This window comes from Cellulosimicrobium funkei (assembly GCF_900155925.1).
Classification (GTDB): Bacteria; Actinomycetota; Actinomycetes; order Actinomycetales; family Cellulomonadaceae; genus Cellulosimicrobium; species Cellulosimicrobium funkei.
Genome location: NZ_FTMI01000001.1, coordinates 858,472 through 877,795, shown reverse-complemented (window position 1 = coordinate 877,795; position 19,324 = coordinate 858,472). Strand labels below are relative to the sequence as shown.

The 19,324-nt window shown below is 75.2% G+C and carries 20 protein-coding genes; 9 read left to right on the top strand and 11 right to left on the bottom strand.

Features of this window, described 5'->3' with window-relative positions:
- Nucleotides 1–61 precede the first annotated feature (61 nt).
- From BXA05_RS03800 to BXA05_RS19555, 5 genes are all read left to right on the top strand, one after another.
- Nucleotides 62–895: a hypothetical protein gene (locus tag BXA05_RS03800; protein ID WP_076403953.1), complete on the top strand. Its 834-nt coding sequence runs from the start codon at nt 62–64 to the stop codon at nt 893–895.
- Between the two features lie 80 nt (nt 896–975).
- Complete coding sequence (locus BXA05_RS03795) at nt 976–2,178, top strand: MalY/PatB family protein (protein WP_076403952.1); 1,203 nt, start codon at nt 976–978, stop codon at nt 2,176–2,178.
- 87 nt (nt 2,179–2,265) lie between these two features.
- Nucleotides 2,266–2,556 (top strand): DUF1905 domain-containing protein, encoded by a 291-nt coding sequence (locus tag BXA05_RS03790; protein WP_043652182.1) that lies wholly within the window; start codon nt 2,266–2,268, stop codon nt 2,554–2,556.
- A 150-nt stretch (nt 2,557–2,706) separates the two neighbouring features.
- On the top strand, nt 2,707–4,203 hold the full coding sequence (locus BXA05_RS03785; RefSeq protein ID WP_076403951.1) for a hypothetical protein: 1,497 nt from the start codon (nt 2,707–2,709) through the stop codon (nt 4,201–4,203).
- Complete coding sequence (locus BXA05_RS19555; RefSeq protein ID WP_143311023.1) at nt 4,200–4,898, top strand: hypothetical protein; 699 nt, start codon at nt 4,200–4,202, stop codon at nt 4,896–4,898. The genes BXA05_RS03785 and BXA05_RS19555 overlap by 4 nt, the downstream gene beginning before the upstream one ends.
- 19 nt (nt 4,899–4,917) lie before the next feature.
- Here BXA05_RS19555 and BXA05_RS03770 read toward each other — a convergent pair whose 3' ends face one another.
- The 3 genes from BXA05_RS03770 to BXA05_RS19550 are packed head-to-tail and all read right to left on the bottom strand — an operon-like array spanning nt 4,918 to nt 6,579.
- Complete coding sequence (locus BXA05_RS03770; RefSeq protein ID WP_076403948.1) at nt 4,918–5,493, bottom strand: hypothetical protein; 576 nt, start codon at nt 5,491–5,493, stop codon at nt 4,918–4,920.
- A complete protein-coding gene (locus tag BXA05_RS03765; protein WP_076403947.1) occupies nt 5,490–6,002 on the bottom strand; it encodes a signal peptidase I in 513 nt (170 codons plus the stop codon). The genes BXA05_RS03770 and BXA05_RS03765 overlap by 4 nt, the downstream gene beginning before the upstream one ends.
- A 34-nt stretch (nt 6,003–6,036) precedes the next feature.
- Entirely contained in the window at nt 6,037–6,579 is a 543-nt protein-coding gene (locus tag BXA05_RS19550; RefSeq protein WP_009865266.1) for a hypothetical protein, read from the bottom strand.
- Between the two features lie 285 nt (nt 6,580–6,864).
- Between BXA05_RS19550 and BXA05_RS19240 the strand changes: the two genes are divergently transcribed.
- Together BXA05_RS19240 and BXA05_RS03750 are read left to right on the top strand one after the other, a co-directional pair.
- Nucleotides 6,865–8,850, top strand: a complete 1,986-nt coding sequence (locus tag BXA05_RS19240; protein WP_143311022.1) for a penicillin-binding transpeptidase domain-containing protein — start codon at nt 6,865–6,867, stop codon at nt 8,848–8,850.
- Nucleotides 8,851–9,293: 443 nt separating this feature from the next.
- Nucleotides 9,294–10,814 (top strand): dicarboxylate/amino acid:cation symporter, encoded by a 1,521-nt coding sequence (locus BXA05_RS03750; RefSeq protein ID WP_083711358.1) that lies wholly within the window; start codon nt 9,294–9,296, stop codon nt 10,812–10,814.
- 83 nt (nt 10,815–10,897) lie between these two features.
- Here the strand turns inward: BXA05_RS03750 and BXA05_RS03745 are convergent, their stop codons facing one another.
- The 6 genes from BXA05_RS03745 to BXA05_RS03720 all read right to left on the bottom strand — a co-directional run bounded on the left by BXA05_RS03745 (nt 10,898) and on the right by BXA05_RS03720 (nt 15,551).
- Nucleotides 10,898–11,206 carry an SHOCT domain-containing protein gene (locus tag BXA05_RS03745; RefSeq protein WP_009862368.1) on the bottom strand — a complete coding sequence of 103 codons (309 nt, stop codon included), beginning with the start codon at nt 11,204–11,206 and terminating at the stop codon, nt 10,898–10,900.
- 156 nt (nt 11,207–11,362) lie between these two features.
- The gene (locus BXA05_RS03740) at nt 11,363–12,028 is read right to left on the bottom strand and encodes a response regulator (protein ID WP_076403946.1); all 666 of its coding nucleotides are present in this window, start codon (nt 12,026–12,028) and stop codon (nt 11,363–11,365) included.
- Entirely contained in the window at nt 12,025–13,269 is a 1,245-nt protein-coding gene (locus tag BXA05_RS03735; RefSeq protein ID WP_076403945.1) for a sensor histidine kinase, read from the bottom strand. Before BXA05_RS03735 ends, BXA05_RS03740 begins: the two co-directional genes overlap by 4 nt.
- A gap of 123 nt (nt 13,270–13,392) precedes the next feature.
- Entirely contained in the window at nt 13,393–13,872 is a 480-nt protein-coding gene (locus BXA05_RS03730; protein ID WP_076403944.1) for an SRPBCC family protein, read from the bottom strand.
- Between the two features lie 154 nt (nt 13,873–14,026).
- On the bottom strand, nt 14,027–14,491 hold the full coding sequence (locus BXA05_RS03725; RefSeq protein WP_076403943.1) for a hypothetical protein: 465 nt from the start codon (nt 14,489–14,491) through the stop codon (nt 14,027–14,029).
- A gap of 130 nt (nt 14,492–14,621) precedes the next feature.
- The gene (locus BXA05_RS03720) at nt 14,622–15,551 is read right to left on the bottom strand and encodes a quinone oxidoreductase family protein (protein WP_076403942.1); all 930 of its coding nucleotides are present in this window, start codon (nt 15,549–15,551) and stop codon (nt 14,622–14,624) included.
- 177 nt (nt 15,552–15,728) lie between these two features.
- Here BXA05_RS03720 and BXA05_RS03715 point away from each other — a divergent pair, with 177 nt between their 5' ends.
- Nucleotides 15,729–16,112 carry a TraR/DksA family transcriptional regulator gene (locus tag BXA05_RS03715; protein ID WP_076403941.1) on the top strand — a complete coding sequence of 128 codons (384 nt, stop codon included), beginning with the start codon at nt 15,729–15,731 and terminating at the stop codon, nt 16,110–16,112.
- Nucleotides 16,113–16,166: 54 nt separating this feature from the next.
- Here BXA05_RS03715 and BXA05_RS03710 read toward each other — a convergent pair whose 3' ends face one another.
- Together BXA05_RS03710 and BXA05_RS03705 are read right to left on the bottom strand one after the other, a co-directional pair.
- Nucleotides 16,167–16,931, bottom strand: coding sequence for a glucose 1-dehydrogenase (locus BXA05_RS03710; protein ID WP_061269402.1), 765 nt, complete (start codon nt 16,929–16,931; stop codon nt 16,167–16,169).
- 125 nt (nt 16,932–17,056) lie between these two features.
- Nucleotides 17,057–17,719, bottom strand: a complete 663-nt coding sequence (locus BXA05_RS03705; RefSeq protein WP_170963126.1) for a TetR/AcrR family transcriptional regulator — start codon at nt 17,717–17,719, stop codon at nt 17,057–17,059.
- A gap of 176 nt (nt 17,720–17,895) precedes the next feature.
- On the opposite strand from BXA05_RS03705, the gene gad reads away from it, so the two are divergent.
- Complete coding sequence (gene gad / locus BXA05_RS03700; protein ID WP_043658499.1) at nt 17,896–19,302, top strand: glutamate decarboxylase; 1,407 nt, start codon at nt 17,896–17,898, stop codon at nt 19,300–19,302.
- The last annotated feature ends 22 nt before the right edge of the window (nt 19,303–19,324 follow it).

The following is a 19,324-nucleotide window of genomic DNA, read 5'->3' as shown; positions in this document are numbered from 1 at the left end:
GCGTGCCCGTGCGCGCGGCCCACGTCGCGCCCGCCGCGGGTGACGGCCTCGGGGTCGCGTCGTGATCCTCTCGCTGCTCGCCGCCGTGGCCGCGAGCCTCCTGTACGCGGTGAGCACGATCATGCAGGCCGTCGCGACGCGCCGGGCCCACGGCCTCGCGGCCGTGGCCCAGCCGCTCGTCGTCGGCGGGCTCGTGGTCGACGGCGTCGGCTGGCTCCTCTCCCTCCTCGCCCTGGACCACCTGCCGCTCTTCGTGGTGCAGGCGGTCGTCGCGGCGTCGCTCGTCGCCGTCGTGCTGCTCGCCCGCCTCGTGCTCGGCGCGACGCTGCGTCGCACGGACGTCGTGTCGATCGGCGTCGTCGTCGCGGGGCTCGTGGTGCTGGCGCTCGCGGCGGGGGAGCAGCCCGCGACGCACCCGCCGGCCGGGTTCACGACCTGGGTCAACGTCGCCGGGGTGGCCGTGGCGGTCGGCACCGCCGCCGCGTACCGGCGCGGGCACCCCGTGCTGCTCGCCGTCCTGGGCGGCCTCGGCTACTCGGTCGCCGCCGTGGCGGCGCGCGGCGCGCACGCGTCCGGGGACCTGCTCGACACCGTGCTCCAGCCGCTCGCCCTCGCGATCGTGCTCGGCGGCGTCGCGGGCGCGCTCGCCTATCTGCGCGCCCTGGAGCGGGGCGCGGTGGGGACGGTCGCCGCGACGGTCTCCGTGATCGAGGTGCTCGCCCCGGGGATCGTCGGCCTCGCCGTGCTCGGCGACGTCGTGCGGTCGGGCTGGGCGGTGCCCGCCGTCGTGGCGACGCTGGCCGCCGTCGGGGGGTGCGTCGTGCTCGCGACGAGCCCGGCGAACGCCGCGGCCGAGGAGGGCGCGCCCGCGGCGACGGAGCCCGAGCCCGCCTAGGGTGGGCCGGGTCGGCCGACCGGGGCAGGCCCGCCGACCGGTGCCGGGCAGACGCTCGGCCCGCACCGAGGAGGGGCACGATGCGCACACCGTTGGACGTCCTCACGCTCGACGAGCTGCGCCGTCGGACGTCGGCGAAGTGGTGCACCTTCGCGCCCGACGTGCTGCCGCTGTTCGTCGCCGAGATGGACGTCGCGCCGTGCGACGCGGTCGTGGACGCCGTGACGGCCGCCCTGCGCTCGGGCGACACCGGGTACGACGTCGGCACCGCGTACGGCGAGGCGTACGCGCGCTTCGCCCGGCGCCGCTGGGGCTGGACGCCCGACGCGGCGACGTCGCGCACGCTGCCCGACGTCATGGTCGCGATCGTCGAGGTGCTGCGCGTCCTCACGTCCCCGGGCGACGCGGTCGTCGTCAACCCGCCCGTGTACCCGCCGTTCTACGGCTTCACCGCGAACGAGGGGCGCCGCGTCGTCGACGCGCCGCTGGGCACCGACGGGCGGCTCGACCTCGACACCCTGGAGCGGGCGTTCGCCGACGCGACCGGCGCCGCCGCGAACGGTGACGGCCCCGGGAGCGGGCGCCGCGCCGTCTGGCTCGTGTGCAACCCGCAGAACCCGACGGGGACCGCGCACACGCGCGCGGAGCTGGCGGCCGGCCTGGCGCTCGCCGCGCGGTACGGGGTGCGCGTCGTGGCGGACGAGATCCACGCGCCCCTCACGCGGCCCGGGCTCGACGGGCGCCCCGCGACGACCCACACGCCGCTCCTCACCGTCCCCGGGGCGGACTCCGCCGTCGCCATCGTCTCCGCGTCGAAGGCGTGGAACCTGCCGGGCCTCAAGGCGGCGGCGGCCGTCGCCGGCCCGGACGCCGCCGACGACCTGCGGCGCATCCCCGAGGAGGCGAGCCACGGCGTCCAGCACGTGTCCGTGCTCGCGCACGTCGCGGCGCTCGACCACGGCGAGGCGTGGCTCGACGACGTCCTCGCGGGCGTCGAGCGCAACGCGTGGCTCCTCGCCGACCTGCTCGCGGAGCACCTGCCCGCGGTGCGCTACCGGCCCGGCGAGGCGACGTACCTCGCGTGGCTCGACGCGCGCGGTCTGCCCGGCCCGGCGGGTGCGGACCCCCGGTCGTGGTTCCTCGACCGCGCGCGCGTCGCGCTGGAGGACGGGCGCCGGTTCGGCCCCGGCGGGCAGGGGCACGTCCGCCTCAACCTCGCGACGGGCGTCGACGTGCTCACCGAGGCGGTCGAGCGCATGGGCACGTCGGTGCGGGACGCCTGAACGTCGCTCGACCACGACCGACGAGTTCTCGGACCTCGGCCGGTCAGACCCCCCGACCACGACCGCACGACCCACCGGAGCACTCCCATGCCGTTCGAGCCCGTCCTCCTCGACCACACGTTCACCGCGCCCGTCGGCGTCGACGTCAAGGGCGACACGTGGCCCTGCGTGGAGGTGCCCGGGGCGCGCGAGCTCTTCGGGTCGCTGCGCGCGGTCCGCGTGGACGCGACCGTCGACGACGTCGCGCTGCGCAACGTGGGGCTCATGCCGACCGGGTCGGGCGGGCTGATGCTGTCGCTCAACGCCGGCGTGCGCAAGCGCCTCGGCAAGGACGTCGGTGACACGGTGGTGGTGCGGCTGGAGCGCCGCCTGAGCTGAGGCGCGCCGCCGCGCCCGCCCTGTCCGGGCATGGGCAGTTGTCCCCATCGCGGCGGCCGACCCGGCCGCGTACCGTCGGCGTGCGACCGTCGAGGACGAAGGCGTCGACGCGTGCGCGTGAGGGGACGCGCAGGGGCGGGAGGGGACGGCATGAGCGGGATGTGGGGCGCCGACGTCCGTGCGCTGCGCGCGCTCGCGTCCGGCCTGCGCTCCGGCGCCGACGCGCTGCGGACCCACCGTGCGCAGGTGGCGGCCGTCGTCGAGGCCGCGACCCGGTGGGACGGGCCCGACGCCGCGCAGTTCCGCAGCGCGTGGGCCAGCACGCTCGGGCCCTCGCTCACCGGCACCGCGAGCCTCCTCGACGCCGCGGCCGACCGCCTCGCCACGGACGCCGACCAGCAGGAGTCGGCGAGCGCCGACGGCGGCGCCCTCGCGGGCCCGGGCGGCGCGCCCACGTCCGGCCCGGGCGGGCCGCAGCAGACCGTCCCCACGCCGACGCCTGGCGAGTACGCCGCGATGGACGCGGGCGAGCGCGCCGCGTGGCTCGAGAACGCGACGGACGCGCAGGTCGCGGCGCTCTACGACCAGATGGTGCGCCTCGGTGTCGACCCCGACTCCCCGGGGTTCGCGGAGCTCGCCGTCACGCACTGGACGCGCGTCGCCGCGGGCGAGGCGGGGTTCGACTTCGCCGACTGGGACCCGTCCGCGGGGGCGTCGGCCAACCGCGAGATCATCGAGAGCGTCTACACGTACTACGGCGAGCTCTACCTCGACAACCCGTGGATGCAGTGGGCCGGCATGGCCGCGATGATCGGGCCGTCGTTCGCCGCCGGGTTCTTCGACCTCGACATGATGCGGCAGCTCGCGCAGGGCGTCGCGAGCGGCGCCCGGGCGCTGCCGCCCGGCGTCGACCGGGCGGCGCTCGAGGCGATCGCGACGATGTCGGACGCCGAGCTCGGCTTCTACGAGAACCAGTTCCTGTCGATGCAGCGCGAGATCTTCGTGGACCAGGCCGTCATGCACGAGGCGTACCTGAACGGCGGCATGCAGGAGATGGAGCGGCTGCTCGAAGCCGGCGTCATCGACGGCGCCGCGTACCAGGCGTGGGCGGACGTCGAGGCCGGCCGGGCGGGCGACGCGCAGGCGCTCGCGGACGGCAACACCGCCCTGCTGTGGCGCGAGCAGAACCAGATCATCGCCGACGACTGGCAGACCATGCGCGACCACCCGGTCACGGGCGAGGCGTTCACGTACCTCATGACGCTCGTCGGCGAGCCGTCGATCCCCGGCGCGGGCACGTACGCGCAGCACGACCCCTTCACGGTGAGCGTCGAGACGCCCGGCCCGGAGAACCTCGGGATCCCGTTCACGGGCATCACGTTCGACAACCCCGTGCAGGGCACGGTGACGGTGGAGACGCCGTTGCCGGGCGGCAACATCGCCGACCAGGCGACCCGCTGGGAGTACATCTCGAACGACACGCTGCCCGCCTACCAGCAGCTCGTCACGCAGCACCCGGACCAGGCGGCGCAGATCATCGGCACCGACGTGTCCGACCGGATCGCCGACTACCGGCTCACGAACCCCGCCCGCATCGGACGCATCCTTGACAGACTGACCGAGTGGGACGTGGACGTGGACCAGTGAGCCGGGGGTTCCGTCGCGCGCACGGGACGGCGCCGAGGGCCGGCGTCGCCGCGGTCCTGCTCGCGGGGGCGCTCGCCGGGTCTCTCGTGCTGACGGGGTGCACCGTGACGTTCGGCGACCCGGACGACGCGGCTACCGGACCGGGCGGGACGACGGCCCCGGGCGGCCCGACGTCGTCGGGCGGCGGGGGCGCGACGGGCGCGACGACGATCGACGACATCGAGAGGGGCGAGACCGTGCGCTGGGACGTGAGCAGGCCGATCACCGCGGAGTCCGTCGGGCTGGGCGAGTCGATGGCCGTCGTGCAGGTGCCGGACGGCGCGGCCGAGGTCGAGCTGACGCTCCCCGACGGCACGTGGACCACGACGGCCGAGGAGCTGACGATCCAGCCCCGGCGCGGGTACGTGAGCGCGATCAACGTGTTCCGCACGCTCTCCGGCGGGCAGGCCGTGCACGACCAGCTCGTGGCCGACGCGCAGGTGCTGGGCTTCCCCCGATCGCAGGTCGACCGGTGGCTCGACGAGCTGCCTGCGTCGCTCGACGCGTCGCGCGCGGGCGGGACGCGGGCCCGCACGGGCATCAACGGGTCGAACGGCGACGTCGAGACGTCCGTGCAGATCAGCCACGAGCCCGGGCCGGGGGGCGACGCGTCGGTGCGCCTCTGGTACGTGATCAGCCCGGTCACGCCGGACTGACGTCGACGGCGGACGCGCGTCACGGGCAGGCCGACTCGGCCCCGCTGCCCTGCTCGGCGACCTGGAAGTAGATCGGGTTCTGCCAGTCGGCGCCCTCCCCGCGCACCCGCGGCAGCTCGGCGCAGGTCCAGCCCTGCTGCGGGGTGAACTGGCCCCCCGCGACGACGCGGGCGCCGCTCCACCGCCACGAGGTCTCCTGGCCGGTCGCGGCCCGGAGGTCGACGTCGAAGGACACCGACCGCGTGCCCGCGGGCACCGTGAAGGCCACGTAGTAGTTGCGGACCTGGCTCCCCGGCTCGCCCCACGTCTCGAACGAGATCGAGCGGACCGTGCAGCCGGAGAGGACGGCGCGCCCCTCGCCGCGCGCGACGCACGTGCCGGCCGCCGTCGTCTGCCACCGGCCGGCGGAGACGGGCGCGGCGGTCCGGGCCTGGTCCGTCCACGCGGCCGTCGTGGGCTCGACGGCCGCGTGCGCGACGCCCCACCACGAGGCCGTCACGAGCGTCAGGACCGCCAGGAGCAGGCTCAGCGTGCGGCGCCCGGCCGTCTGACCGGCCGTCGCGCCGGCCCGTCGGCCGGTCCGGGCGCCGGTCATCGGCGGACCGGCACGCGCCGCGGTGCGGGCGGGACGAGCAGGGTGAGGCCGAGCAGGCCGAGCAGGCCGACGAGGAGGGGGACCGCCACGGCGGGGGTCGTCAGGCGCACGATCGCGGTGCCCCAGCCGGCGAGCTGGACCGCGGGCTTCCACACGTCGCCCGAGGCGGTGTAGTCCAGGGCGTCCGCGTAGGCGTTGTTGTCGCCCTTCATGCTGACCGTGTACCGGTCGTCGCCCGTCTGCTCGACGGCCTCGACGCGGTGGGTCACCAGGTCGCCGGTCAGCTCGCTGGGCAGGCTCACCACGTCGCCGACGGCCAGGTCGGCCGCCGGGACCGGCCGGGCGACCAGGAGGTCGCCCGTCATGATCCCCGGCTCCATCGATCCGGAGATCACGACGAGGGGCTTGATGAGGCCGGCCGCGGTCGCGCCCCACACCGCCCCGCACACCAGCCCGAAGGCGGCGAGGACCCACAGGACGAGGACGGCCCCGCGCCGCAGTACCTGCATCGGTGGTTCTCCTCCTCCTGCGTCCGGCGTCGGGTCAGGCCGTCGCGGTGGCGGAGACCGTGACGACGAGCGTCCCGGTGGCCCCCTGGTTCGACGGCGCCCAGTCGCTCGGCGCCGTGACGGTGAGCCGGAACTGGTCGCTGGACGTGCCGCCGGTGGCGTCGAGCGTCGTGGCGAGCCCGGAGACGGAGGCGGAGGGGTTCGTGGTGAAGGTCGAGCCCGAGGCGAAGCGGACGCTGGACGTCAGCGCGGCCTTCACCGAGCTCTCGTTGCGCACCCACAGGTCGATCGTGCGCGTCTGGCCGGGCAGGAGGTTCGCGAGCGCGTCCGACGGCACGACGAGCTCGATGGCGTCCGGGTCGGCCGAGTCCTTCCAGGTCGTCCCGTCCAGCGACCCCTGGAGGTCGAAGGTCGCGGCCGTCGCGGGCGCCGCGAAGAACGCGTTGTCGGTCCAGGCGGCGCTGGTGAGCGCCGCCCCGATGCCACCGACGGCGAGTGCCGCCAGCCCGAAGGCGGCGAAGGCGCGGCGCTTGTCGCGGCGCGGGGCGGGGGTCGTCTCGGGGGTGTGGAGAGTCATGACTCGAAAAGTACGGAGTCCTCCTCAACTCTGGCGCACCTGTTCCTCAGGAAAAGCGCAGGATCAGCCCGGGATCGCGGCGCGCGCCCGCACACCTGCGCAAAGACCGGGCGAGCGTGCGGGGAAGGGGAGCGCGTCGCGGCTCCGCGGGACGTGGGAGAAGTTGTGGGAGGTGAAGAAGCGGCGGACGAACCGGGCCGGTCCGTCCGTCGGTGCCGGCGGCGTCGGTGCCGTCGGGTAGCGTCCGTCTCGTCCCGAACGGCACGGAGCAGGGGAGCACAACGAGTGAGCAGCGTCGCGCACGGCCACGGTCGGTCCGGCACGCACGGCCGGTGGCGCGGGAGGGCCGCCCGCTGGACGACGGCCGCGGCGCTCGTCCCCGTCCTCGCCCTGCCCCTCGCGGCGTGCACGCCCGACCGCCCGGAGGCGTCCGACGCCGCAGCCGCGCTCGCCGACGCCCTCCAGGCCGGCGACGTGAGCGCGCTGGAGTTCCGCAACGGCGCCGCGAAGGACGTCCAGGGCCACCTGGAGGCGGTGCTCGAGCCGCTCGCGCCGTACGAGCGCACGGTCGAGGTGGAGTCGGTGGACGTCGACGAGGAGGGCGACGACGCGGGCGACCGCGCGACGGCGACGCTCGCCTACCGCTGGGAGGTCGCGGGCGACCAGGCCTGGGAGTACACCACCACGGCGGAGCTCACGTTCGCGGAGCCGGGCGAGGGCGAGGACGGCCCGGGCGCCTGGGACGTCGTGTGGGAGCCCGACGTGCTCGTCCCCGAGCTCGGCCAGGGCGGCCGGCTCGCGGTGAGCCGCGTGCCGGCGGTCCGTGCGGGCATCCTCGGCGCCGACGGCGTCCCCATCGTCGAGGACCGTCCCGTCTACCGGATCGGCGTCGACAAGACGCGCGTGGGCTCCGCCCAGTGGGACGGCGCGGCGCGGGCGCTCGCGGGCGTCGTCGGGCTGGACCCGGAGGAGTACGCGCAGCGTGTCGCCGGGGCCGGGGAGAAGGCGTTCGTCGAGGCCATCACCGTCCGTACGGAGGACACCGCGGGCGTCGACGTCGACGCGGCGCGCGGCATCGAGGGCGTCGCGGTCATCGACGACGCGATCCCCCTCGCCCCGACGCGCGAGTTCGCGCGTCCCCTGCTCGGGCGCGTGGGCGAGGCGACGGCGGAGATCGTCGAGGAGTCCGAGGGCGCGGTCGCTGCGGGCGACCAGGTCGGTATCTCCGGCCTCCAGCGTCAGTACGACGAGCAGCTCCGCGGGGTGCCGGGCCTGTCGATCGAGGTCGTGCCGGGCGAGGCGGACGCGGACGCGGAGCCGACGGAGGTGTTCTCGGTCGATCCGGTGGACGGCGTGCCGCTGAGCACGACGCTGCGCCCGGACATGCAGGTCGCCGCCGAGGCGGTGCTCGCCGGGCAGGGACCGAGCGCGATCGTCGCGATCCAGCCCTCGACGGGCTCCGTGCTCGCGGCGGCGAGCTCGACCGCGGGCGAGGGTCTCTCGACCGCCACGACGGGCCAGTACGCGCCGGGATCGACGTTCAAGGTCGCGACGACGCTCGCGATGCTGCGCGCGGGCCTCACCCCGGACACGACCGTCTCCTGCCCGCCCACGCTGACCGTCGAGGGCCGCGAGTTCCAGAACGTGCCCGGCTACCCGACGGCGGCGCTCGGCGACGTGCCGCTGCGCACGGCGTTCGCGAACTCGTGCAACACGGCGATGATCGGGCAGCGGGAGGCCGTGTCGCAGCAGGCGCTGCACGACGCCGCCGCCTCGCTCGGGCTGGGCGTCGAGTCCGAGCTCGGCGCGCCCGCGTTCTTCGGCGACGTCCCGACGGACGCGCAGGGCACCGAGCACGCCGCGTCGATGATCGGGCAGGGCAAGGTCCAGGCGTCGCCCCTCGCGATGGCGACGGTCGCCGCGAGCGTCGCCGCCGGGCGCACGGTCGCGCCGGTCCTCGTCCACCCGGACGTCCAGACCGTCGCCGAGGAGCAGCCCGCCTCGACCCTCACCGAGCAGGAGGCGGCGACGCTGCGCGAGCTCATGCGCGGCGTCGTCACGGACGGCTCGGCGTCGATCCTCCAGGACCTCCCGGGCGAGCCCGGGGCGAAGACGGGCACGGCGCAGTACGGCGACGGCAGCCAGTCCCACGCGTGGATGATCGCGACGCAGGGCGACCTCGCGGTCGCCGTGTTCGTCGAGACGGGCGAGGGCGGCGCCGTGACGGCGGGGCCGCTCATGCACGCGTTCCTCGACGCGCCGAACGCCTGACGCCCGCCGCTCCCCGGCGGCCGGAATAGGTCCGGCCGCCGGACGGTTGTCCACGAGCGGGTATGATCGGTTGCCGCGGGCGTCCGTATGCCCGCGTCCAGCGAGAACCCACCGTTCCGGGAGAACCTCCGTGTTCGTCAGCGTGCCTGCCTGGCAGCTCACCCAGCGCCGCGACGTCGACCTCCGTCGAGTCGCCAGCGCGCTGTGTCGCTGACCCCCCGTCGCCGCTGACGCCTCCCCGCCTCCGCACACCCGTCAGGACCCCGGGTCGCCTCGCGACCTGAGCCGCTGACGCGCGTGGCGCGCCCCCGTCAGGCCGCTGGCTACCTCCGTGCCTGCGTCCCTGCCCGGGCCGCGCTGCTGCCGGCGCCCCGCGACGACGTCCCGAGCCCCTCTCCCGAGAGCGGGCGCTCGTGCGCCCGCGTCACCCCGAAAGGTCCTCCGTGTCCTCGACCCCCTCGACGGCCTCCTCGCAGGCCGACCCGCAGGCGAAGCAGGCTCCGGCCGCTGCGCCCGCGAAGAAGAAGCGCCGGTTCCCCTCGTTCAGCGTGCAGATCCTGCTCGGCCTCGCGGTCGGCGTCGGGCTCGGTGCCCTCGCCCTCGCCATGGGCCCGCAGGACGCCGCGGGCGACGTCCCCAACGGCCTCACCACGACGCTCGACACGATCGGCTCGTCGTTCGTGACGCTGCTCAAGGCGGTCGTGCCGCCGCTGATCTTCACCGCGATCGTCGCGTCGATCGCGAACCTGCGGACCGTCACCAACGCCGCGCGCCTCGCCGGTCAGACGCTGCTGTGGTTCGCCATCACCGCCGCGATCTCGGTAGCCGTGGGCATCGGCCTGGGCCTGCTGTTCCAGCCGGGCAACCGCGCGTCGGTCTCGCTCGACGCCGCCTCCGAGCCGGGCCGCACCGGCACGTGGCTCGACTTCCTCAACGGTCTCATCCCGGGCAACGTCCTGGGTCTCGGCGCCTCGACGAGCCTCGAGACCGGTGACGACGGCGCGCTCACCGGAGCAGCGTCGACGTCCGTCAGCTTCAACGTGCTGCAGATCCTCGTCGTCGCGCTCGTCATCGGCATCGCGGCGCTCAAGTCGGGCAAGAAGGCGGACCCGTTCCTCGCGTTCAACCGCTCCGCGCTCGCGATCGTGCAGAAGGTGCTGTGGTGGATCATTCGCCTCGCGCCGATCGGCACCGCCGGCCTGATCGGCTACGCCATCGCGGCGTACGGCTGGACGTCGCTCGCGTCGCTCGCGTGGTTCGCCGTCGCGATCTACGTCGGCCTCGCGGTCGTGCTGTTCGTCGTCTACCCGATCCTGCTGCGCACCAACGGCCTGAAGATCTCGAGCTACTTCCGCGGCGCGTGGCCCGCGATCCAGCTCGCGTTCGTCTCGCGCTCCTCGATCGGCACGCTGCCCGTGACGCAGCGCGTCACCGAGCGCAACCTCGGCGTGCCGAGCGAGTACGCGTCGTTCGCCGTGCCGCTGGCCGCGACGACCAAGATGGACGGTTGCGCCTCGATCTACCCGGCCATCTCGGCGATCTTCGTCGCGCAGATCTTCGGCATCGACCTGTCGATCACCGACTACCTGCTCATCGCGTTCGTGTCCGTCGTCGGCTCCGCCGCGACCGCGGGCCTCACCGGCGCGATCGTCATGCTGACCCTCACGCTCTCGACCGTGGGCCTGCCGCTCGCGGGCGTGGGCCTGCTGCTCGCGATCGACCCGATCCTCGACATGGGCCGCACCGCGGTGAACGTCGCGGGCCAGGCGCTCGTGCCCACGATCGTGGCGAAGCGCGAGGGCATCCTCGACCTCGAGCAGTACGAGGCCGCGACGGCCGAGGACCTCTTCGTGGACGAGGACGACGACGCGTCGTCCGAGACGACCACGGAGTCCCCGGCGCCGGCCGAGGCCGCGGAGGCCTCGCCGTCGGGCACCAAGGAGCGCGTGGGCGCCTCCGCCTGACGCCGACCAGGCGATTCCTCGCCGTCGAGCACGACGTTGCTGCCGTTGTCCGAGGGATGACGGCAGCAACGTCGTTCTCGGCGTCAGGGGTGGGGGTGGCCCTCGCGCAGGACGGCGAGGCGCGAGCGGTACTCCTGCTCGTCGATCTCGCCGCGCGCGTACCGCTCGCCGAGGATCGCGACCGGGTCAGGGCCGGGGGCGCGCCAGCCGCCGGGACCGCCCGGGCCCCAGCCGCGCCGCGCGCGGCGGGCGACGAGGAAGACCACGGACGCGAAGAGCAGGAACCACAGCAGGGGGAAGACGAACCACCACGGTCCGGGCCCCCAGCCGGGGTGGGCCACGGACGCGACGGCCTCCGTGGGGACCACGGCCCCGGTGAGTGCGGTGAGCATGACGACCTCCGGTGTCGGTGCGCCTCGCCGGTCCCGGCGAGGGCGGCCGTCCGCCGGCCGCACCCCCAGGCTCGCGCCCGCCCGACGCCGCGTCGTCACCCGGGCGTGCCGACCTCGCTCGTCCCCCGGTGCCGCCCGCGACGGTCGGTCGGGAGCTCAGCCTGCCCAGCCCGGACGGACGACGCCCGACTCGTACGCCGCGACGACGAGCTGCGCCCGGTCCCGCGCGCCCAGCTTCGCCATGACCCGCGAGACGTGGGTCTTCACGGTCGACTCCGACAGGAAGAGCGACCCGGCGATCTCCTCGTTCGACAGCCCGCCCGCGACCTCGACGAGCACCTCGTGCTCGCGCGGCGTGAGCTCCTCGACACCGCGCACCGGCCCGACGGCGCGCGTCGCGTCCGCGACCCGCGACAGCAGCCGCCGGGTCACGGTGGGCGAGAGCAGCGCGTCGCCGCGCGCCGCGACCCGCACCGCCCGGACGAGGTCGACGGGCTCGGTGTCCTTGACGAGGAAGCCGCTCGCGCCGCCGCGGATCGCGTCGGTCACGTACTCGTCGAGCTCGAACGTCGTGACGACCACGACGTGCACGTGCGACGCCGCGCGGTCCGCGACGATCCGCCGCGTCGCCTCCAGGCCGTCGAGACCGGGCATGCGGATGTCCATGAGCACGACGTCGGGCAGGTGCTCGAGCGCGAGGCGGACGGCGTCGTCGCCGGTCGCGGCCTCCGCGACGACGCGCATGTCGTCCTCGGAGTCGATGAGCGCGCGGAAGCCACCCCGCACGAGCGCCTGGTCGTCGGCCAGCACGACGTCGATCACGGTGCCTCCTCGCGCTGCGGCGGTGCGTCGTCGGCCGCGTCGGACCGTCCGGCGGCGCCCGGCCCGGGCGGGGAGCCCGGCCAGGGAAAGACTGCCCGCACCCGGAAGCCACGTCCAGAGGAGGACGGCGCGGGGCCGGCGGCGAGCGAGCCGCCGACGCTCTCGACGCGCTCGCGCATGCCCCGCAGGCCGTAGCCCGGCTCCGGCTCCGCGCCTGGGGCCGCGCCGTCGTCGGTCACGGTCACGGTCACCGCGCCGTGCGGTGCGGGACGCACCGCGACCTGCACGTCCGCCCGCGTGGCGCCGTGCGCGTGCCGCCGCACGTTGGTCAGCGACTCCTGCACGACGCGGTAGACGACGCCCGCGAGCCGGTCGGGCAGTCCCGCCGCGGCCGGGTCGACGTCGAGCGCGACCGCGAGGCCGCCGCCCTCCGCCTGCCGCACGAGCCGGGGGAGCGCCGCGAGGTCCCACGTCGGGGCGAGGGGCGCGACGTCGTCGTGCGCGTCGCCGCGCACGACGCCCAGCACCGCGCGCACCTCGTCGAGCGCCTCGGTGCTCGCGGCGCGGATCGCGGTCAGCGCACCGCGGGCCTGCTCGGGGTCGCGGTCGAGCAGGTGCAGGCCGACGCCCGCCTGGACGGTGATGGCGGACAGCGAGTGCGCGAGCACGTCGTGGACCTCGCGCGCGATCCGCAGGCGCTCGTCGGCGACGGCGGTCCGCTCCCGCTCGGCGCGCGCCAGGCGCTCGGTCTCGCGAGCCGCGGCGAGCCGCGCGGACCGGTCGCGGACCGTCCCGGCGACGAGCAGCACGACGACGGTCCACGCGGTCCCACCGAGCAGCGTCGCCGGGGGCGGCGCGTCCGGGCGGAGCGCCGCCGCCGTGACGACCGCGCCCGCCAGGAGCACCGCCCCGCCCCACGCGACCCGGCGCGCGCGCACCGCGGGTCCGCTGAGCAGCACCCCCACGAGCACGCCCACGGGACCGGCGAGCACCGGGCCCCACGCGTACCCGGCGACGAGGAACGTGCCCGCCGCACCCACGGACACGACGACGGCGACGACCGGCCACCGCACGAGGAGCACGAGGGCGAGCGGGGGCACGAGGAGGAGCGCGAGCGCCGCGGCGTCGAGCGGCCGGGCACCGGGCTGGCCGTGCGTCGCGCCCACGGAACCGACGACCGTGACCACCGCGAGCACCACGGCGAGGAACGCCCGGGGGCGGCGGCGGTCGAGCGGGCCCATGCGTCGCACGCTACGCCGCGCGCGGCCGGGCCGCGTCCGACCGGGGTGCCGGGCGACGTCGTCCCGGGGTGCCGGGTCGCGTGGCCCCGGGGTGCCGCGCGGCGGCGGACGGAGGCGCGGGCGTCAGGCGCCGTCGTGCACCGCGTCGAGCACGACCGGGTCGGCGCACCCGCGCGCGAAGCCGGCGATGCGCCGGTCGACGTCGCGCTGGAGCACCCACGACCCGACACGCTCGGCGACCGGGGCGAGCCAGCGCGGCCGGCAGCGGAAGCTGTAGCGCCACGTCGCGCGCGTGCCGCCGCCCGGGTCGGGCGCGAAGCGCCAGCCGCCCGCGAGGTTCTCGAAGAACCACGACCCGCGGACCATGCGCATGCCGACGTTGGTCGGCGGGTTGTACGAGACGTACTCGCTCACCATGGACAGCCCGCTGCGGTGCCGGGTGAAGGTCTGCACGCCCTTCGCGGGCGCGGTCGCGCCGTCGAGGAAGTGCTGGTGGCGGATGAAGGGGTCCCAGCGCAGGCGGACGGCGCCCGTCGTCTGCGAGACGGCGAACGCCGTCGCGGGGTCGACGGGGACCACGAGCGAGGACTCGACGACGGGCATGGTCGGATGCTCCCACGCCGGGCGGCGCCTCGCCGCCCGCCTCAGGTCGCGACGAGCCCGGCACCGGCGTGCCCCCGGGCGCGAGCAGGCCCCGGACGCGAGGACGGCCCGCCCCTCGACGAGGGACGGGCCGTCCGGACCGCGGCGCGTGGCGTCAGGACGCGAACGCGTACCCGGCCTCGACGCACTGGGCGCGGAACGCGTCGAGCGACGCCTGGAGATTCGACGTGCTGATGGTCTCGCCCTGGACGGCGGCCTCGAAGGGCGCCTTGATCCCGTTGAGGTTCTCCTGAAGCTCCGGGTCGGCGAAGTTCTGCACCGCGGCGATGCGCTCGCGCGTCGTGTAGATCGCGGCGGCGGCGTCCTCGTCGTCCGGCGTGGCGAGGAGCGGCGTCGTCTCGGTGACGAGGCGCTCGGCGGAGTACTCGCCGCCGTAGAAGGTGCTGCACGTCGTGGTGACGGCGACGACGGTCGGCGTGACCTCGGGGGCCGCCTCGGTCGTGGTCTCGGTCGCGGGGGTGGTCGCCGCGTCGTCGCTCGCCGGGTCGGTCGGCGAGGCGCAGGACGCCAGCAGGAGGGCACAGGAGAGCGCCGCGGTGGCGGCAAGAAGCTTACGCATGCTAACGATTCCACACTCTGGCGCACGCGGGGCGCAAGAAGATTCGCGGGGAGCCGGGGCGGGAGCCGCGGAATCCTGCGGCTCGTGCGGCGAGCTTGTGCGCAGCGTCACAAAGGAGAGCGGCCGCGCGTCACACGACGTCGAGGACGACCTTCCCGCGCACGTGCCCCTCGGCGACGAGGCGGAGGGCCTCCGCGGCCTCGGCGAGCGGGAACCGGGCCGAGATCTCCGCCCGGAGCCGTCCGTCCTCGGCGAGCGCGAGCACCTCGTCGAGGGCGCCCTTCGCGTCGACCTTGTCGGCGATCCCGGCGGCGCGCGAGGTGTCCGTCCCGACGACGGTCACGGCGCTCGGCGGGTCGTCGGCGTCGGCGGGGGAGAGGTGCTCGCCCAGCAGCGCGACGGTCGCGGCCACGGTCTCCTCCGTGCCGACGAGGTCGACGACGACGCTCACCTCGTCGAGCCCGTCGGGCAGCGCGCGGACCGCGTCGACGAGCCCCGGGCCGTACGCGACGGGCGTCGCGCCGAGGTCGCGCACGTAGTCGTGGTTCGCGGGCGAGGCCGTCCCGACGACGCGGGCACCGAGCGCGGTCGCGATCTGCACCGCCGCGGACCCGACGCCCCCGCTCGCGCCGTGCACGAGCACGACGTCGCCCTCGCCCGTGTCGGCCTGCACGAGCGCGGAGAACGCGGTCGCGGCCGCGACGGGCAGGACCGCGGCCTGGTCGAAGGGGACGGACGACGGCTTGCGCCGCACGTGGTCGGCGCGGACGAGCGAGAGCTCGCGCTGCGCCCCCGTGCCGTGCCACACGACCTCGTCGCCGGGGGCGAGGTCCGGGACGTCGGGCCCGACGGCGTCGACCACCCCGGCCGCCTCGAACCCCAGCACGCCGGGGACGCGGCCACCGAACGCGCCGGCGAGCCGCTTGAGGTCCGCGGGGTTGACGCCGACGACGCGGTTCGCGACGCGCACCTGGCCGGGGCCGGGAGCGCCGACCTCCTCGTCGTCGACCCGCAGGCCCTCGGGCCCGCCGAACTCCTCGAAGACGACGACCGTGCTCATGCCGACCCCCGTGGTCTCGCCGTCGGTCGCCCACCGCGAGGGCGAGTCCGCGCGGTGGCCCCGGGGTGGCCGGGCGGTTCCACTCTTCCATCGCGGACCGCCGCTGTCATGCGGCGGACGTGGGCAGGAGTCCCCGTCCGGGACGGTTTCACCCCGTCCCGAGCGTTGGGGAGGGTGATGACGACACCGTTCGAGAGCTCCGACCACCCGCTCGACCCCCGGCCCGCGCGCGAGCGGCTGCTCGCCGTGCGCGCGGAGGCGTCGGAGCGCCTGCGGGCGCTGCGCGCCGACGTCGCGGGCATCGTCGAGGCGTCGCGCGACTCCAACGCGGACGACGAGCACGACCCCGACGGCGCGACGATCGCGTTCGAGCGCGCCCAGGTGGACGCGCTCGCGCGCGACGCGGCCGCGCGGGTCGAGGAGGTCGACGCCGCCCTCGCGCGCCTGGACGCGGGGACCTACGGCGTCTGCGCGGGGTGCGGGCAGCAGATCGCCGCCGGGCGCCTCGAGGCGCGCCCGACGGCGCGGACCTGCGTCGCGTGCGCGGCCGCGGTGCACTGAGCGACCGGGCCCGCCGCGACCAGCCCCCTCGCTACCGGGCCGACCGCGGCCGGGTCAGAGCTGGCCGTGGCCCTTCTTCGACGGGACGCCGGCGATGAGGCCGCCGTCCACGACGAACTCCGAGCCCGTCGAGTACGACGCCTCGTCGCTCGCGAGGAAGACGATCATGCGCGAGACCTCCTCGGGCGCCGCGGGGCGGCCGAGCGGGATGAGGAGGTCGTCCGGGTTGAGCGACGCGGTCATGGGCGTCGAGATGAACCCGGGGTGCACCGAGTTGACGCGCACGCCGTACGGGCCGAGGTCGAGCGCGACGGACTTCGTCAGCCCGCGGACGCCGAACTTCGACGCGACGTAGCCGTGCAGGCCCGCGCTCCCGCGCATGCCCTCGACCGACGAGATGTTGATGATCGACCCCGCGCCGGCCTTCGCCATGATCGGCGACACCGCGCGGATCCCGAGGAACGTGCCGGTGAGGTTGATGTCGATGATCCGGCGCCAGGCGGCGACGTCGAACTCCGTGATGGGACCGCCGTTGGCGATGCCCGCGTTGTTGACGAGCACGTCGACGCGCCCGAACGCGTCGAGCGTGGCCGCGACGGCGGCCGCCCACTCGTCCTCGCTCGTCACGTCGAGGTGCACGTAGCGGGCGTCGGGGCCGAGCTCGCGCGCGAGCGCCTCGCCCTTCGCGTCGTCGAGGTCCGCGACCACGACCTTCGCGCCCTCTGCGACGAGCGCGCGCGCGTTCGTGACGCCCATGCCGCCGGTGCCGCCGGTGACGATCGCGACCTTGTTCTGCACCCTTCCGGGAGTGCTGCCCATGGTGGGGCTCCTTTCCTTGCCGGGCACGGCGGCGTCGGCCCGCCTCGTGAGCGGGGGCGTCGTCGCGCGGGTGGTGCGCACCTGCCCGCCGGGGACCGGGGTCGACCGGCGGAGGGGACGGCTCGTCAGGGCGACGGCGTGGTCCACCAGGCGGGCAGGGCGTCTCGGGCGACCCGCGGGAAGAGCCCGGGGTCACGGGGAGGGGGCGTGGCGAGCCACACCTCGAGCGCGCCGACCGTGCCGAAGCCGACGTACGTCGCGAACGCGCGCGCCGCGACGTCGTCCGTCGCGGTGGTCGTGGCTCCCGCCGACGGCTCGGCCGGGAGTCCCGCCGAGGTGCCGGCCGGGGCCGACGGCAGGAGGCCCGGGTGGGCGTGCAGGTGCTCGACGAGCGTGCCGGTGACGTGGCTGGCGAGCAGCCGGAACAGCGGCGCGCTGAGGCCGCCCTCCAGCGCGCGCTCGTAGACGGGGAGGTGGGCCTCGACGTGCACGACGAGCGCACGGCTCCAGTGGTCGACGACCTTGCGGGAGCGGGCGGCGACGTCGTCGGCCGTCTCGGCGGCCCGGACGTCGGCGAAGAACCGGTCGCGGATCGCGTCGAGCTCGGCGCCGAGCACGCGCGCGAGGAGCTCGGACGGGCTCGACGCGTGGTCGTAGAACGTCACGCGGTTGATCCCCGCCCGGGCCGCGACGGCGGACACCGTGAGCCGGGTGACGTCCTGCTCCGCCGCGAGCGCGAGGATCGCGGTCCGCAGGGCCGCGGCGGTGCGGGCGGTGCGCTTGTCCACGGCCACCTCCTCCGCGTCGTGCCGTGCGCTGCGTCGTCCTCGACGTTACGCCGAGGCAATCACTTAAGCAACAGGTGTTGCCTATCTCACCTGCCCAGAGGCGGTCCCGCGATCGCGGTCGTACCGTCGAGAGAGCGGCCGCAGGTCCGCGGCCACACCAACCCGAGGGGGCGGACATGGTCACGAACACGCGCCGGGCCGAGAGGCACACCGGAGAACCCGACGTCGTCGAGCTCAACCCGATCTTCGCCAGACCGGGGGAGGCGACGGCGCTGCCCAAGTTCCGGTTCCCTGAGGACGAGTCCCTCCAGGAGACGGCGTACCAGATCGTCCACGACGAGGCGATGCTCGACGGGAACGCGCGGCTCAACCTCGCGACGTTCGTCGGCACGTGGATGGACGAGCACGCTGCGCGGCTGTACCTCGAGGCCGCCGACAAGAACATGATCGACAAGGACGAGTACCCGCAGACGGCGGCCGTCGAGACGCGGTGCTGGACGATGCTCGCCGACCTGTGGCACGCGCCCGACCCGGAGCACACCATCGGGACGTCGACCATCGGCTCGTCCGAGGCCTGCATGCTCGGCGGTCTCGCCCTCAAGCGGCGCTGGCAGCACGCGCGCCGCGCCGCCGGCAAGCCGACCGACCGCCCGAACCTCGTGCTCTCGAGCGCGGTCCAGGTGTGCTGGGAGAAGTTCTGCAACTACTTCGAGGTCGAGGCGCGCTACGTCCCGATCTCCGAGGACCACAAGGTCCTCGACGGCCACGACCTCGAGACGTACGTGGACGAGAACACGATCGGCGTCGTCGCCATCATGGGCGTGACCTACACCGGCATGTACGAGCCGGTCGCCGAGATCGCGGCGGCCCTCGACCGGATCCAGGAGTCCACGGGCCTGGACGTGCCCATCCACGTCGACGGCGCGTCGGGCGCGATGATCGCCCCGTTCCTCCAGCCCGACCTCGAGTGGGACTTCCGCGTCCCCCGCGTCGCGTCGATCAACACCTCCGGCCACAAGTACGGCCTGGTCTACCCGGGCCTCGGGTGGGTCGTCTGGCGCGACACGGAGTCGCTGCCGGAGGACCTCGTGTTCCGCGTGAGCTACCTCGGCGGGGACATGCCGACGTTCGCCCTCAACTTCTCGCGCCCCGGCGCGCAGGTGCTCCTCCAGTACTACCTCTTCCTGCGGCTCGGGCGTACCGGCTACGAGGCCGTGCAGCGCACGTCGCGCGACGTCGCGCTCTACCTGTCGGGCGAGATCGCGAAGATGCCCGCGTTCGAGCTGTGGAACGACGGCTCGGACATCCCCGTGTTCGCGTGGCGCCTGCGCGAGGGCCACACGAAGAACTGGGACCTCTACCACCTGTCGGAGCGGCTGCGCACCAAGGGCTGGCTCGTGCCCGCGTACCCCATGCCCGACGACCTCACGGACCTCACCGTCCAGCGCGTCGTCGTGCGCAACGGCTTCAGCCACGACCTGGCGTCCGCGTTCCTCGCGGACCTGCGCGACGAGGTCGCGCTCCTCGACGCCCTCACCGGCCCGATGCCGACCGAGGGCCAGCGCTCCAACTTCCACCACTGACCCGGACGACCGCGGGAAGGAC